Origin of the sequence: Neisseria brasiliensis, assembly GCF_009671065.1 — a bacterium.
GTDB lineage: Bacteria > Pseudomonadota > Gammaproteobacteria > Burkholderiales > Neisseriaceae > Neisseria > Neisseria brasiliensis.
The window spans coordinates 1738948-1753092 of sequence record NZ_CP046027.1 but is presented as its reverse complement, the minus strand read 5'-3'; the positions used below and the strand labels follow the sequence as shown (position 1 = coordinate 1753092).

Annotated in this window: 14 protein-coding genes and 1 tRNA gene; 5 read left to right on the top strand and 10 right to left on the bottom strand. The window is 49.0% G+C overall.

Annotated elements, in window-relative coordinates; genetic code table 11:
- Positions 1 to 18: 18 nt before the first annotated feature.
- From GJV52_RS08775 to zwf, 3 genes are all read right to left on the bottom strand, one after another.
- Positions 19 to 1005: a glucokinase gene (locus GJV52_RS08775; protein ID WP_095502471.1), complete on the bottom strand. Its 987-nt coding sequence runs from the start codon at positions 1003 to 1005 to the stop codon at positions 19 to 21.
- On the bottom strand, positions 986 to 1681 hold the full coding sequence (pgl, locus tag GJV52_RS08770; protein WP_100562902.1) for a 6-phosphogluconolactonase: 696 nt from the start codon (positions 1679 to 1681) through the stop codon (positions 986 to 988). Before pgl ends, GJV52_RS08775 begins: the two co-directional genes overlap by 20 nt.
- A gap of 211 nt (positions 1682 to 1892) precedes the next feature.
- The gene (gene zwf / locus GJV52_RS08765; RefSeq protein ID WP_100562904.1) at positions 1893 to 3338 is read right to left on the bottom strand and encodes a glucose-6-phosphate dehydrogenase; all 1446 of its coding nucleotides are present in this window, start codon (positions 3336 to 3338) and stop codon (positions 1893 to 1895) included.
- Between the two features lie 450 nt (positions 3339 to 3788).
- Here zwf and edd point away from each other — a divergent pair, with 450 nt between their 5' ends.
- Together edd and GJV52_RS08755 are read left to right on the top strand one after the other, a co-directional pair.
- Positions 3789 to 5624: a phosphogluconate dehydratase gene (gene edd / locus GJV52_RS08760; protein ID WP_100562906.1), complete on the top strand. Its 1836-nt coding sequence runs from the start codon at positions 3789 to 3791 to the stop codon at positions 5622 to 5624.
- Between the two features lie 83 nt (positions 5625 to 5707).
- Positions 5708 to 6343: a bifunctional 4-hydroxy-2-oxoglutarate aldolase/2-dehydro-3-deoxy-phosphogluconate aldolase gene (locus GJV52_RS08755; protein WP_100562908.1), complete on the top strand. Its 636-nt coding sequence runs from the start codon at positions 5708 to 5710 to the stop codon at positions 6341 to 6343.
- Between the two features lie 267 nt (positions 6344 to 6610).
- Here GJV52_RS08755 and GJV52_RS08750 read toward each other — a convergent pair whose 3' ends face one another.
- The 5 genes from GJV52_RS08750 to GJV52_RS08730 form a co-directional block, all read right to left on the bottom strand.
- Positions 6611 to 6925 carry a hypothetical protein gene (locus GJV52_RS08750; protein WP_195690034.1) on the bottom strand — a complete coding sequence of 105 codons (315 nt, stop codon included), beginning with the start codon at positions 6923 to 6925 and terminating at the stop codon, positions 6611 to 6613.
- Between the two features lie 135 nt (positions 6926 to 7060).
- Entirely contained in the window at positions 7061 to 7267 is a 207-nt protein-coding gene (locus GJV52_RS08745; protein WP_095502476.1) for a DUF2788 domain-containing protein, read from the bottom strand.
- 82 nt (positions 7268 to 7349) lie between these two features.
- On the bottom strand, positions 7350 to 8519 hold the full coding sequence (metZ, locus tag GJV52_RS08740) for an O-succinylhomoserine sulfhydrylase (RefSeq protein ID WP_100562910.1): 1170 nt from the start codon (positions 8517 to 8519) through the stop codon (positions 7350 to 7352).
- A 238-nt stretch (positions 8520 to 8757) separates the two neighbouring features.
- Positions 8758 to 9246, bottom strand: a complete 489-nt coding sequence (locus GJV52_RS08735; protein WP_100562912.1) for a DUF3465 domain-containing protein — start codon at positions 9244 to 9246, stop codon at positions 8758 to 8760.
- 5 nt (positions 9247 to 9251) lie between these two features.
- Complete coding sequence (locus GJV52_RS08730; protein WP_100562914.1) at positions 9252 to 10052, bottom strand: hypothetical protein; 801 nt, start codon at positions 10050 to 10052, stop codon at positions 9252 to 9254.
- 86 nt (positions 10053 to 10138) lie between these two features.
- Between GJV52_RS08730 and GJV52_RS08725 the strand changes: the two genes are divergently transcribed.
- Positions 10139 to 10390: an NGO1151 family protein gene (locus GJV52_RS08725; protein ID WP_100562916.1), complete on the top strand. Its 252-nt coding sequence runs from the start codon at positions 10139 to 10141 to the stop codon at positions 10388 to 10390.
- 117 nt (positions 10391 to 10507) lie between these two features.
- A complete protein-coding gene (locus tag GJV52_RS08720; protein ID WP_095502481.1) occupies positions 10508 to 11314 on the top strand; it encodes a basic amino acid ABC transporter substrate-binding protein in 807 nt (268 codons plus the stop codon).
- Between the two features lie 204 nt (positions 11315 to 11518).
- Here GJV52_RS08720 and serS read toward each other — a convergent pair whose 3' ends face one another.
- Both serS and GJV52_RS08710 read right to left on the bottom strand, forming a co-directional pair.
- Complete coding sequence (serS, locus tag GJV52_RS08715; protein ID WP_100562918.1) at positions 11519 to 12814, bottom strand: serine--tRNA ligase; 1296 nt, start codon at positions 12812 to 12814, stop codon at positions 11519 to 11521.
- Positions 12815 to 12990: 176 nt separating this feature from the next.
- Positions 12991 to 13066: transfer RNA gene (locus tag GJV52_RS08710), tRNA-Glu, on the bottom strand.
- A gap of 151 nt (positions 13067 to 13217) precedes the next feature.
- Here GJV52_RS08710 and GJV52_RS08705 point away from each other — a divergent pair.
- Entirely contained in the window at positions 13218 to 14117 is a 900-nt protein-coding gene (locus GJV52_RS08705) for a recombination-associated protein RdgC (protein ID WP_100562920.1), read from the top strand.
- Positions 14118 to 14145 lie beyond the last annotated feature (28 nt).

Below are 14145 nucleotides of genomic sequence, written 5' to 3'. Positions count from 1 at the left end.
GTTTTCTGCACTGCAAATTTATTTGCTTAAACAATTTTTCAAATGATTATCCAAAGCCGCAGCTGCGCCGGTGATACCCGGGAACTCACTTAACACAACATACACCGGAATGGCAGCCAAATAGGCTTCAAAACGGCCTTTATTTTCAAAGCGGCTGCGGAATGATGAATTTTTAAAATAATCCAACACACGCGGAATGATGCCGCCGCACAAATATACACCACCGCGCGCGCCCAAAGTCAACGCCAGATTCGAGGCAACCGTGCCCAACATGGCACAGAAAATATCTAATGTCTGACGGCACAAAGGCGATGTGCCGCTCAAGGCGCGATCGGTAATTTCAGACGGCGTCAGTTTGCTTGGTTTGGCTTTTTCTTTGGCAGCCAAGGCTTCGTAAATCAGGCTCAAGCCCGCGCCGCTCAAGAAACGCTCGGCAGAAACATGGCCGTATTTGTTTTTGGCGTATTGCCAAATGGTGACTTCCATGTCGTCAAACGGCGGGAAGCTGGTATGACCGCCCTCGCCTGCCAACGCCACCCAACCGGCCGGACTGTGTACTAAACCGCTCACGCCCAAACCGGTGCCCGGTCCAATCACGGCTTTAGGTTGGTGTTCAGCTGGTGCCTGACCGCCGATTTGCACCAAATCTTTGTCTTCGGTTTGGGTCACAGCCAAGGCTTGTGCAGTGAAATCGTTCAGGAAGATCAAGGTTTCCAAGCCCAATGCCTGACGGGTGGTTTCAATGGAAAACGCCCAGTGGTGGTTGGTCATCTGCACCCAATCGCCGACAATCGGATTGGCAATCGCCACTGCGGCATGGGCAACATTCGGCTGGCCGGTCAAGCGCAGGTATTCGCGTGCGGCATCGACAATGGTGTCGTAATCCTTACACGGCAACACATGTGCCTGCTCAATTTGCTGCGGCGCAACTTCCAGCGCAAAGCGGGCATTGGTACCGCCGATATCGGCAACTAAACGTGGGTAATCAGTTGGTATAGAAGACATGGCAATCCACTCTTTCGTTATTTAAAATCAGGCTGATTGGGTATGTTTCATTTGGCTCTTCCGCTGCTTTGTCAAACACGGCTTTTTTATCTGTACCCTGAATGGCCAAAAACACATTCAAGGTATTCAAAATCGCATCCAAGGTCATGCTCACGCGCTCGTGTGGCGCGGTGATTGGTGTGGTATGAATCAGGGTCAGATTGTTTTCCAGATTAATCGCTTCCGGCAATTGCGGCGCTTGCGGGAACAACGAAGCGGTATGGCCATCGCCGCCCATGCCCAACACCAGCACATCAGGATGCTTGTATTGTTTCAAAGCGTAGTCCACCACAGCTTGCGGACGTAATTCAATTTCAGCTTTACCGTCTTCTATCATTGGAATCCACTGCGCTGCAGCAGCTTTGTTTTGCAGCAAATGTTCGCGTACCAAACGGGTATTGCTGTCAGGGTGAGTGGTCGGCACAATGCGCTCATCCACCAAGCCGATGCTCACATTGGCCCAATCCAAGTCTTTTTGCGACAAGGCTTCAAAAAAAGCAATTGGCGAGCGGCCGCCGGATACCGCCAATACGGCATTGCCTTTTTCATTTAAGGCATTTTGCAATTCGATCGCCACCGCATCCGCTTGTGCGCGGGAGGCAACTGCTGCGTTTTCATATTCGTGCCAAGTAAACATCGTGCGCTCCTTTCGTTGTTCAGTCGGCCTTCAAATCAATAGGCCGTCTGAAACATTAAGTGAATTCTTGATTGAATCAAGACGGGTATAACACTTGGCAATCATTTCAGACAGCCTAATCAATATGTAATCTTTAAACCATCTGAACGATTCTTCCAACCGACAACATATTTTCAGACGGCCTATTCAATTGAAGGCCGTCTGAAAAATATTACTGCTCTTCGTGCCACTTGTTGCCGTCGCGCGCCAACAATTCGCGCGCTGCTTCAGGACCCCATGAATGAGCGGCATAACCGTGTGGCGCTTGGGTATTTTGCGCCCAGTTATCCAAAATCGGCATCACATATTCCCATGCTGCTTCCAATTCGTCACGGCGGTTGAACAAGGCCAGATGGCCGTTAATCACATCCAGCAACAAACGCTCGTAAGCCTCCGGACGGCGGCCTGCCAACTGTTTATCCAAATCGATGGTCATCGGTGTTACTTCGACATTATTGCCCGCACCCGGCGTTTTCACTTGCGCACACAAGCGCACGGAATCAAACGGCTGCAACTCAATCACCAAGCGGTTGGCAAACGGCTTGCTGTTCGGGAAAATATGGTTGTCTAAATCACGGAAATTCAACACAATTTCGGCCACTTTATCGGCCATGCGTTTGCCGGTACGCAAATAAAACGGCACACCCTGCCAACGTTCATTGTCAATCTCGGCTTTAATGGCCACATAAGTTTCAGTGAAGCTTTCAGCCGGCACATCCACTTCCTGCAGATAACCTTTCATGTCGCCTGCTTCAGTGTATTGACCGCGAACCACATTTTCATTTACCGATTCAATGGTCAATGGTTTCAACGACTTAATCACTTTTACTTTTTCATCGCGCACATCATCGGCATCCAAGCTTTTTGGCGGTTCCATCGCGGTCATGCACAACATTTGCATCAAGTGGTTTTGCACCATGTCACGCAAGGCACCGGTGATGTCATAAAACTCGCCACGCTCTTCCACGCCCAATTGCTCAGCGATGGTGAGTTGCACGCTTTTAATATATTTATTATTCCACATCGGCTCGAACATCACGTTGGCAAAGCGAAAGGCCAATACGTTTTGCAGGCTTTCTTTGCCCAAGTAATGATCGATGCGGTAGATTTGTTCTTCTTTGAAGTATTTACCCACATCATTATTGATTTGTTGTGACGATGCCAAATCGGTGCCCAGCGGTTTTTCCAATACCACACGCACATTGTCGGCATTCAAGCCTACCGCTGCCAGATTTTCACAGGCTTGTGCAAAGAATTTCGGGGCGGTTGAAAGATAAACCACCACACTTTCGGTTTCTGCACGGGATTTGACTTTTTCGCCCAAAGCGGCGAAGTCTTCAGAGCGGGTAACGTCAACAGTAAGATATTCGATGCGTTTGATGAAAGATGCCCATTGTTCATCAGAAAAATTTTGTTTCACATGGATTTTTGAGTTGGTTTCGACTTTAGCCAAAAAGCTTTCGGTATCCATTTCGCTGCGACTTACACCCAAAATGCGCCCTTGCGGATTCAACAATCCGGCCACATGTGCCTGATACAGACACGGCAGCAATTTGCGCATAGCTAAGTCGCCTGTTGCACCGAACAACACCAAATCAAAATTTGTTTGAGTACTCATGTTCCATCTTTCATCAAGAAGAGGCATTACCTGCCATTTTTAAGAAATATTTTTTATAAAACCCACAAACCTTAACGTGACAAATCCGCATAAAATCAGATACATTGAAGCATGTTGATAATTTAATTGCGTATTGCCCGTTGAAAATCCAGCGAAACCAGCAAATTAGTAGTAATACTACACACTGCTACAGATTTTGTCTATCGCCATTTTCAGAATTTATTTGACCTAGTTTAAGTTTTTAACACATTCGCGATTACAGTTGCTTACAATTGACCAAAACTAAGACTTGCATCAAATTTCATACAGATAAATCAGATTAACTGTAACAAAACTACAATATTTGTATTATAATATTGATTATATTATATCAGTTTCCATTCTTTCAGACGGCCTCAGCAGCCGCCCATACAAAACCGAGCCGCATGACGGCCAAAAAAGGAGCCATACATGAGCCACACTCCTATCCATCCCAAACTGGCGGAAATTACCCAGCGTATCATTGACCGTAGCCAAGAAACGCGTGCTAAATATTTAGCCAAAATCCGCGCTGCCAAACAACAAGGCCGCTTGGAGCGCAATCAATTGGGCTGCAGCAACCTTGCCCACGGCTATGCTTCCATGCCGAAAAGCATCAAAATCGAAATGCTGCAGGAAACCGTGCCAAACTTAGGCATCATCACCGCTTACAACGACATGGTTTCGGCGCACCAACCATTTAAAGATTTCCCTGATTGGATTAAGGACGAAGCACAAAAATACGGCGCCACCGCGCAAGTTGCCGGCGGCACACCGGCCATGTGTGACGGCATCACACAAGGTTATGCCGGTATGGAATTGTCTTTGTTCTCGCGCGATGTGATTGCAATGAGCACGGCAGTGGGCATGTCGCATCAAATGTTCGACGGCGGCCTGTATATGGGTGTGTGTGACAAAATCGTACCCGGCCTGATGATTGGTGCTTTGTCGTTCGGTCATGTTCCGGCAGTATTTTTACCGGCAGGCCCGATGGCCAGCGGCATCAGCAATAAAGACAAAGCGCGTACCCGCCAATTGTTTGCCGAAGGCAAAGTAGGCCGCGATGCCCTACTCGAAAGCGAAATGGGCTCGTACCACAGCCCCGGCACCTGCACCTTCTACGGCACCGCCAATTCCAACCAAATGATGATGGAAATGATGGGCGTGCATTTACCGGCGGCCGCATTTGTGCATCCTTATACCGATTTGCGCGAAGCCCTTACCCGCTACAGCGCCGCCCACTTGGCACAAGGCATCCGCAACGGCACTGCCCTGCCATTGGGCGAAATGTTGACGGAAAAATCATTCATCAATGCCCTGATCGGCCTGATGGCGACCGGGGGTTCGACCAACCACACCATGCACTTAGTCGCCATGGCGCGTGCGGCCGGTGTGATTTTGAACTGGGATGATTTTGACGAAATTTCTTCTATTATTCCATTGATGATTCGCGTGTATCCGAACGGTAAAGCCGACGTCAACCACTTTGCTGCAGCCGGCGGTTTGCCGTTTGTGATTCGCGAATTGCTGGATGCAGGTTTGCTGCATGACGATGTTGACACCGTAGTCGGCCACGGCATGCGCCACTACACCCAAGAGCCGTTCTTAATTGACGGCAAACTGGAATGGCGCGAAGCACCAACCGAAAGCGGCAATGACGACATCTTGCGCAAAATCGACAATCCGTTCTCACCTGACGGCGGTTTGCGCCTGATGCAAGGCAACATCGGCCGCGGTGTGATTAAAGTATCGGCCATCCGCGAAGGCTGCCGCATCATCGAAGCCCCTGCCATCGTGTTCAACGACCAGCGCGAAGTATTGCAAGCTTTTGATCGCGGCGAACTCGAGCGCGATTTCGTGTGCGTGGTGCGCTACCAAGGCCCGCGTGCCAACGGTATGCCGGAATTGCACAAACTCACCCCACCTTTGGGCATTTTACAAGACCGCGGTTTCAGCGTTGCCCTGCTGACCGACGGCCGTATGTCGGGCGCATCAGGCAAAGTGCCGGCTGCCATCCACATGACCCCTGAAGCCTTGATGGGCGGCGGCATCGGCAAAATCCGCACCGGCGATTTAATCCGTTTTGATTCTGTGACCGGCGAACTGAACGTCTTAACCAACGAAGCCGAATGGGCAGCACGCGAAGTCGAGCAAATCGATTTGAGCGCCAACCAGCAAGGTTGCGGGCGAGAATTGTTTGCCAACTTCCGCAGCATGACCAGCTCGGCAGAAACCGGCGCCATGAGTTTCGGCGGCGAATTTGCCTGAATCTTTTTCAGACGGCCTGCTGATGAATCTTCAACGCCGTCTGAAACCTATTAACGAAGCGAACTTATTTTCAAGGAACAAACATGTCTGCAACACTCACCCCACGCGAAATCTTAAGCGCAGGTGCTGTTATCCCTGTGATGGCGATTGACGATTTATCTACGGCCGTTGACTTGGCACACGCCTTGGTTGAAGGCGGCATTCCCACGCTGGAAATTACTTTGCGCACACCGGTCGGCGTGGATGCCATCCGCCTTATCGCCAAAGAAGTGCCTAACGCCATCGTCGGCGCAGGCACGGTAACCAACCCCGAACAACTCAAAGCCGTGGAAGATGCCGGTGCACTCTTCGCCATCAGCCCGGGATTGCATGAAACCTTGGCTAAAGCCAGCCATCAAAGCAGCATTCCGCTGATTCCGGGCGTAGCGACACCGGGCGAAGTGCAATTGGCCTTGGAACACGGCATCGATACCCTGAAGCTGTTCCCCGCCGAAGTGGTTGGCGGCAAAGCCATGCTCAAAGCTTTGTTTGGTCCTTACCCTGATATCCGCTTCTGCCCGACCGGCGGTATCACTTTGGAAAGCGCACCTGAATACTTGGCCTTGCCGAATGTATTGTGTGTCGGCGGCTCATGGCTGACTCCAAAAGAAGCAGTGCAAAATAAGGACTGGGATAGCATCACCCGCTTGGCAAAAGAAGCTGCGGCACTAAAAGCTTAACCCCCCCTATCAGAAACACCTAAAGCGAAGCCAGTGATTTTGGTTTGTATTCGGGGATGACTTTTGAAAACCGAAATAATCCAATATGGTTTGGCCGCTATTACGGCATTTGTCTAACTCATAGCGGTCACTTACGTCGCATCATTTCCCAATGACCTCCATCCGCTCACTTGGATTTAAATTTTGAAAAATACGAGGCTTCCAAACAACAGGCCGTCTGAAAATTCAGACGGCCTGTTTCATAATAATCATATTGTTTTATTTGATTTAGTCATATGTTTCACAACTAATATCACGGGGTTTGCAGAACATTTCATGATGTCGGGCCAAACACTGTTTGCGCACCTCCAATTTGGCACGCCCCAAACTACTATGTTCGCTTCGATAAGTTTGAGTAAACGGAGTCATACTACAAACATGCACTTTACCGTTATTTTTTACCAAACTGCGATCGACATCATGCACACCGATAACAACCGGAACTGGCTGAACAGCCACTCCTTCATAAACCGGAATGGCACAACCGCCCAAAGCCAATATTGCCACCAATAGGGCAGTATGGGCTGAATTAACGGTTTTCATATGAATGATTCCTTTCATTAACTCAATTCATTACCTTTACTGAATATAACATTTAAATAATTTAAGGATTGTCATTATTTTTAAAAAACCGGTTAAACAATCAAAAAAAACTTTAATTCATACTACCCGCTGCCATTACTTTGGCAACACCAAAAAACTGATCAATAATTCTTTGAACAAAAAGCCAAACACACCCAAGCCCAACACTAGAAACAGCATGATCATGCCGAATTTTCCGGCTTTTGACTCTTTGCCTAAATTCCACACAATAAAACCAAGAAAAATCACCAATACTGTCAGGCAAATTTTCAATGCCCATGCGGAAAATACCGCTTCATCCATAACCACTCCTTATGATTCTCACTAATTTTTCAGACGGCGCCGTTGCTTACAAAAGGCCGTCTGAAACAGAATAATCCGCACATCAAGCACGTAAAGCCTGATTCAAATCATCAATCAAATCATCAATATATTCTAAGCCGACCGACAAACGCACCAAGCCTTGTCGGATGCCGGCGGCAAGCTTGTCTTCCGGCGACATACGCGCGTGGGTGGTTGTCCACGGATGGGTAATGGTCGAGCGTACATCACCTAAGTTGGTCGTACGTGAAAATACATTCACACTGTCAATCACCTTCCAAGCCGCATCTTGGTCGGCCAGTTCGAAACCGACCACAATGCCACCGCCGTTTTGCTGGCGCTCAACCAGTTCACGCTGCGGATGGTCGGGCAAACCGGCGTAATATACCGCATTCACCTGTGGTTGCTGTTGCAGCCATTGCACCACCTTCAACGCATTGTCGAATTGTTTTTCCATGCGGATGGAAAGCGTTTCAATACCGCTCAACAATTCAAACGAATTAAACGGCGAAATCGCCAAACCGCAAGAGTTGGCATATACCGCCACCTGATTCATCAAGGCTTCCGAACCGGACAACACACCGCCTGCCAGACGGCCGTGGCCGTCAATCGCTTTGGTTGCGGATTGCACGGAAATGTCAGCACCGCATTGCAAAGGTTGTTGTCCGAATGGCGACATCAAACTGTTATCCACCACCAGTAAAGCTTCGTTTTCGTGTGCCAACGCCGCCAAGGCCGGCAAATCGGCGACTTCACTCAAAGGGTTAGACGGTGTTTCCAAAAAAAACAGCTTGGTGTTACCCTTTACTGCTGCACGCCATTCGGCCACATCAACGGTCGACACATAGCTTACCTCGATACCGAAGCGCTGCACCACGGTATCGATAAAACCGACGGTCGTACCGAACAAACCGCGGCTGCAAATCACATGGTCGCCCGCACTCAAAAAAGTTAAAAATGCCGCCTGAATCGCCGACATACCGCTCGATGTCGCCACTGCGCGCTCAGCACCTTCCAAAGCCGCCACGCGTTTTTCAAAAGCAGCAGTGGTCGGGTTGGCAGTACGGGTGTAGGTGAATCCTTTTACCTTTTTGGAAAACAAATCCGCCGCGTGCGCCGCACTTTCCCACATAAAACTACTGGTTAAAAACAATGCTTGGTTGTGTTCGTTGTAAGCGGTTTGCTCTTTGCCGGCGCGGATGGCCAAGGTTTGCGGGTGAAGCTTTTTCGTCATGGTTGAATCCTGAATGTCCAAGGCCGTCTGAAAACGGAAATAAAAAAAGCAGCATGGTGTTTGCTGTATCGGCCTGCATGTAATTTGTTAATATTTTGCGCCGATTTTGCTTTGGTTTCAAGAACAAAAGCCGCACAAAATCAGATATTCGTTATTAAAATAAAGCTAACATCAGCTATTCTATTTCTGAATAACTCAGGCCGTCTGAAAGCATATGGTTTCAGACGTCCTCAAACAATTATTGATAAACCTTGCCGTTGTGTTTCAACCAGCCATCAATATGCCGACCATTTGGGTCATGGTGCGTCCAATGAATCACGCCGCCTTGTTCCGACCATTCGTACACGCCATAAAAGCGCACGGTGTCGCCTTTTTTCAAGCCTTTGATTTTGTCGGCTAAGTCAATATTGTGTGCCACCAATAAGGTTTGGCCGCTGGATAATTTCAAGATAAAGCGTTGATGGCGCGAGCCTTTATTGTCGTCCGGCAAGGTCTTTTTCACTACGCCCTCGCCTTCAATTTGCAGGTTGTTGCGTCGTTGTTCAAATGCGCTCTGCAACACGGATTCGGCATTGGTGCTGCCCGTTGCACTGCCGGAACGTGTTTGATCTTGTGCAGACGGCCTTGACTGCGTTTGCCCCTGCTTCGGCTGTTGCGTCGTATCCTGCCATTTTTGATAGCCGAAAAACGCCGCAGCGGCAATGACAATCCAAATCCATTTATTCATTCGGTTTACTTCTCACGCTTGTATTTCATTTCGTATTTTAAATCAGCCAACACTTTTTTGACATTGTGATCGAGCAAATCCTCCACCAAGGCCGGCGCTTGTTCGTTTAAGGTTTGCTGCAAATTGTAAGAGAGCAAAGCCATTTGTTTTTGCAGCGCCACGCGAATCATGCCGTTGACCGCATCGGTCACGTGCGGACGCATGCGCTTGATCAGGCGCTCGGCCAATTCTTGTTCGGAGATGCAAAACACTTCTCGGCGGCCGATGTTCTGCGGATTCAATACATTGATATTCACCACTATTTTTTGTTCGGCCACATCATCGAGGCCGTCTGAATGATCAGTTTCATTCATCTTTTCAGACGGCATGGTGTCTTCGCTTTCGGTTTGCGGCTCGGGAAATTCTACGGTTTGACGTTTCGGATTTAGCCACACGGTGCGGGTCGATTCGATGTGTTTCTCGGATGCACGCATTTGCAAGGCGTTTTGCGCGCTCAACCAGTTTTCCTGTAGCAGCACCATATCGTCGGTTTCGATGTCTTCATGCTGCGCCACTTCGGCATTATGCTCTTCCTGCCATTTGCGCATGTATTCCCGCAATACCTTATCGCGCGATTTTTGATCGAGTTCATAAGGTTTGTCGGCTTTGGCGGCAACATTCTGGCGCAGGTCTTTCGATTCGCGAATCAAGGGCGCGTGGGTGTAGGGCGCGTTAATCTGACGGGTCTGGCGTAATTGTTCCAACCGGCGTTCCCAGTTGAAATCGTTTTCCGTTTGTGATGAAGGATTTGGCTTTTTGGTATCCATTTTTATCTCGTTGCAATTTCCGTTTCGCAATCAAACCGCTTGATTTGCTATAATGCGGCATTCTATCAGATTCCTAAGGAATAGACATGAGCAGCATTGAGCAACGATTAGAATTTTTGGAAGAGTCAAACGAAGTTTTGCGTATGCAGAATCACGTTTTGGCCACCGCACTCAAAGGCCTGATTCGCGCCCTGCCCGGCGACACCGCTCAAGACGTGGTCGAATCCATCCAACTGGCGTTTGAAGACGCTTTGGCCGAACTCAACTACGAAGACAGTCCGCACACGGATTTGTTCCACGACGTGACTTACGCCTTTTTCCGTGAAAAAGAACGCTGATTCAAGCGGATAAACGGCAAAAAGTTTATGCTGCGCATTGCCCTGTCATTATAGACTTATGCTAAAATCGCGCTTTATTTTATTTAATTTCGATTCACCACATAGAGGAGACTCACCATGAACATGAAAAAATGGATTGCCGCAGCCATCGCCTGCTCGGCACTGACCTTGGGCGCATGCAGCGGCCAAAGCAAAGACACCACCGCCGCTGCACCTGCTGCTGCCGACCCAAATAAAGTATACCGCGTAGCCATGAATGCCGAATTCGCGCCATTTGAATCACGCGATGCCAACGGTAAAGTGGAAGGCTTCGATGTTGACTTGATGGATGCCATGGCCAAAGCCGGCAACTTCAAAGTGGAATACAAACACCAGCCTTGGGAAAGCCTGTTCCCAGCATTGAACAACGGCGACGTGGATATCGTGATGTCAGGTGTAACCATCACCGACGACCGCAAACAATCGATGGACTTCACCGATCCGTATTTTGAAATTACCCAAGTGGTGTTGGTACCGCAAGGCAAACCGATTTCTTCATCAGAAGATTTGAAAAACCTGAACAAAGTCGGCGTGGTAACCGGCTACACCGGCGACTTCTCTGTATCTAAACTGTTAGGCAACGACAGCCCGAAAATCGCCCGCTTTGAAACCGTGCCATTGGTGATCAAAGAATTGGAAAACGGCGGTTTGGATGCCGTAGTGAGCGACAGCGCTGTGATTGCCAACTATGTGAAAAACAACCCGACCAAAGGCATGGACTTCATCACCCTGCCTGATTTCACCGTTGAAAACTACGGCATTGCTGCCCGCAAAGGCGACGAAGCTACTGTTCAAATGCTGAACGACGCATTGAAAAAAGTACGCGAAAGCGGCGAATACGAGCAAATCAAAGCCAAATACTTTGCTGACGAAGCCAAGAAATAATTTGATTTGATGCGGTAAAATATAAACAAGGCCGTCTGAAAAATAATATTTCAGACGGCCTTGTTATTACAAAATCGCTTAGGATAAAATCAGAAGCGAATGGCATTTTCTGATAAACACTATCCTGTTTACCTAAAAATAAACCAACCAATAAAAAGGCCGTCTGAAACATCAAGTTTCAGACGGCCTTTACCTTTAATTCAATTACTTCACTGCCAACTTAGCCACGCCACCCATATACGGCTGCAAGGCGGCAGGAATGTTGATGCTGCCGTCGGCGTTTTGATGGTTTTCCAAAACAGCCACCAAAGTGCGGCCAACTGCCAAACCTGAACCGTTTAAAGTATGCACCAAACGGTTTTTGCCGTTTTCATCTTTGAAACGCGCTTTCATACGGCGTGCTTGGAAATCTTCGCAGTTAGAACAGCTGGAAATCTCGCGGTAGGTATTTTGCGCCGGCACCCACACTTCCAAATCATACGTTTTGGTTGCGCCAAAGCCCATGTCGCCCGTGCATAAGGTAATCACGCGGTAAGGCAGTTCCAACGCTTTCAAGATGTTTTCCGCATGGCCGACCATCTCTTCCAAAGCCTGATAAGAATCTTCCGGACGCACGATTTGCACCATTTCCACCTTATCAAACTGATGCTGGCGAATCAAACCGCGCACGTCTTTGCCATACGCACCCGCTTCCGAACGGAAACACGGCGAATGCGCGGTCAGCTTCAGCGGCAATTCACTGTCGGCCACAATGCTGTCGGCCACGGTGTTGGTGAGCGTCACTTCCGCAGTCGGAATCAGGTATTGCGTTTTCTTGCTCTCATCGCCGCCACGGGTCACATGGAACAAATCTTCGGCAAATTTCGGCAACTGTCCCGTACCCTGCAAGGTTACGTCATCAACGATATACGGCGTGTAATGCTCGGTGTAGCCGTGTTGCAGCGTGTGCGTATCCAACATAAATTGCGCCAAGGCACGGTGCAAACGCGCGATTTGACCTTTCATCACGGTAAAACGCGCACCCGACAAACGCGCGCCGCCTTCAAAATCCAAGCCGAGCGGTTCGCCCAAATCGACATGGTCTTTAATCTCAAAGTCAAATTCACGCGGCGTGCCGACTTTACGCACTTCCACGTTTTCCGTTTCATCCTTACCCGCAGGCACGCTTTCATGCGGCAGATTCGGGATGGTCAGCAACCAAGCGTCCAATTCCTGCTGCACGGCCTCCAAATCCTTGGCAGCCTGCTCCAAATCCACCTTAATTTGTGCCACCTGATCCATGGCCGCCTGAGCTTCATCATGTTTGCCCTGACCTTTGAGCGCACCGATTTGCTTGGAAATACTGTTGCGCGCCGCCTGCAATTCCTCAGCCTTGACCTGAACCGCCTTACGCTGCTCTTCCAAAGCCTGAAAACGCGCCGTGTCAAATTCATAACCACGCGCCGCCAGACGAGCCGCTACCGCATGGGTGTCATTACGCAAAAGTTGGATGTCTAACATGAATCTCTCTCGATAGCTAAAAATATGAATAGCGGTATTGTAAACCAAATCCGAAGTATTTTCAGCAGCGTGAAAACTGTGTGAAATGGGAAAGGCCGTCTGAAAATGTGATACCATGTTTAATCAAACAAAAAAACTAAAGCCCTGCTGAAACCAGCAGGGCTTTAATCGAAATCTGGCACGCCCACGGGGATTCGAACCCCGGTTGCCGCCGTGAAAGGGCAGTGTCCTAGGCCTCTAGACGATGGGCGCGTAACCGAAGACGAGACTATACCTAAGCCGTTTTATACTGTCAACATAGCCGCGCGATTATTTTCATTAGGCCATGTTTTTCAGACGGCCTTTATCCATTTTTGCGGCTAAAATCTGTATAATGAAGGCGTTTTAAGGAAAGGAAAATCAGATGTGGTTTAAGCAAATCAGTTTTTACCCTGTCAACAAGGAAAAACTGCCTGAATTGGAGACTTTGGCGGCTAAACTGGGCGAAGCGGAATTTACCCATTGCCAAGGTTTGGATTGGTTCAGCGAAGGCTTTGCCGCACCGGTTTCTTTCTCGCCGGAATTGGTTTTCCCGGCAGATTACACTTGGCGCGTGGCTTTGAAAAAAGAAGAGAAAGTCTTGCCTGCCGGTGTGATCCGCGATATTTTGGACGACAAAGTTTTAGAAATCCAAAGCAATGAAGGGCGCAATGTCGGCCGCAAGGAAAAGCAGGAATTGAAAGACATCATCACCGATGACCTGCTGCCGCGCGCGTTTACCCGTTCCAGCCGCACGCAGGCGGTGTTGGATACGCGGCATGGTTATTTGCTGGTGAACAATGCTTCTTCTGCCAAAGCGGAAAATCTGTTAACCAAATTACGCGAAGCCTTGGGCGGCTTGGAAGCGAGCCTACCGAATACCAAGCAGTCGCCTTCTTCGTTGATGACTTCTTGGCTGCTTGATGGCCATTGCGAAGGTGGTTTTGAGTTGGACAGCGATTGCGAACTCAAAGGCGTGGGCGATGTGGTGCCAACGGTGAAAGTATCCAAGCAGGATTTGACCGCCGATGAAGTGGTGCAGCATGTAAAAAACGGCAAAACAGTGACCCAACTGGGCTTGGTGTGGCGCGAGCAGATTGCGTTTATCCTGACGCAGGATTTCACGCTCAAGCGCATTCAGTATTTGGATGTGTTGCAGGAAGAAGCGGAAAACAACGGCGATGATGCCGCCAGCCTGACTTTTGCTTCGCAAATTTTGATGACCGAAGCGCTCAGCACTATGTTGGAAGAATTGGTTTCTTATTTAGGCGGCTGGCAGGAATAATTTCAGACGGCCTGATCAATAGGCCGTC

Bases quoted from the DNA above. Each gene is read 5' to 3' on its own strand.
- serS (WP_100562918.1), bottom strand. From the start codon at position 12,814: ATGTTAGACATCCAACTTTTGCGTAATGACACCCATGCGGTAGCGGCT.
- pgl (WP_100562902.1), bottom strand. From the start codon at position 1,681: ATGTTTACTTGGCACGAATATGAAAACGCAGCAGTTGCCTCCCGCGCA.
- GJV52_RS08720 (WP_095502481.1), top strand. From the start codon at position 10,508: ATGAACATGAAAAAATGGATTGCCGCAGCCATCGCCTGCTCGGCACTG.
- edd (WP_100562906.1), top strand. From the start codon at position 3,789: ATGAGCCACACTCCTATCCATCCCAAACTGGCGGAAATTACCCAGCGT.
- GJV52_RS08730 (WP_100562914.1), bottom strand. From the start codon at position 10,052: ATGGATACCAAAAAGCCAAATCCTTCATCACAAACGGAAAACGATTTC.
- GJV52_RS08775 (WP_095502471.1), bottom strand. From the start codon at position 1,005: ATGTCTTCTATACCAACTGATTACCCACGTTTAGTTGCCGATATCGGC.
- GJV52_RS08745 (WP_095502476.1), bottom strand. From the start codon at position 7,267: ATGGATGAAGCGGTATTTTCCGCATGGGCATTGAAAATTTGCCTGACA.
- metZ (WP_100562910.1), bottom strand. From the start codon at position 8,519: ATGACGAAAAAGCTTCACCCGCAAACCTTGGCCATCCGCGCCGGCAAA.
- GJV52_RS08725 (WP_100562916.1), top strand. From the start codon at position 10,139: ATGAGCAGCATTGAGCAACGATTAGAATTTTTGGAAGAGTCAAACGAA.
- zwf (WP_100562904.1), bottom strand. From the start codon at position 3,338: ATGAGTACTCAAACAAATTTTGATTTGGTGTTGTTCGGTGCAACAGGC.
- GJV52_RS08705 (WP_100562920.1), top strand. From the start codon at position 13,218: ATGTGGTTTAAGCAAATCAGTTTTTACCCTGTCAACAAGGAAAAACTG.
- GJV52_RS08750 (WP_195690034.1), bottom strand. From the start codon at position 6,925: ATGAAAACCGTTAATTCAGCCCATACTGCCCTATTGGTGGCAATATTG.
- GJV52_RS08735 (WP_100562912.1), bottom strand. From the start codon at position 9,246: ATGAATAAATGGATTTGGATTGTCATTGCCGCTGCGGCGTTTTTCGGC.
- GJV52_RS08755 (WP_100562908.1), top strand. From the start codon at position 5,708: ATGTCTGCAACACTCACCCCACGCGAAATCTTAAGCGCAGGTGCTGTT.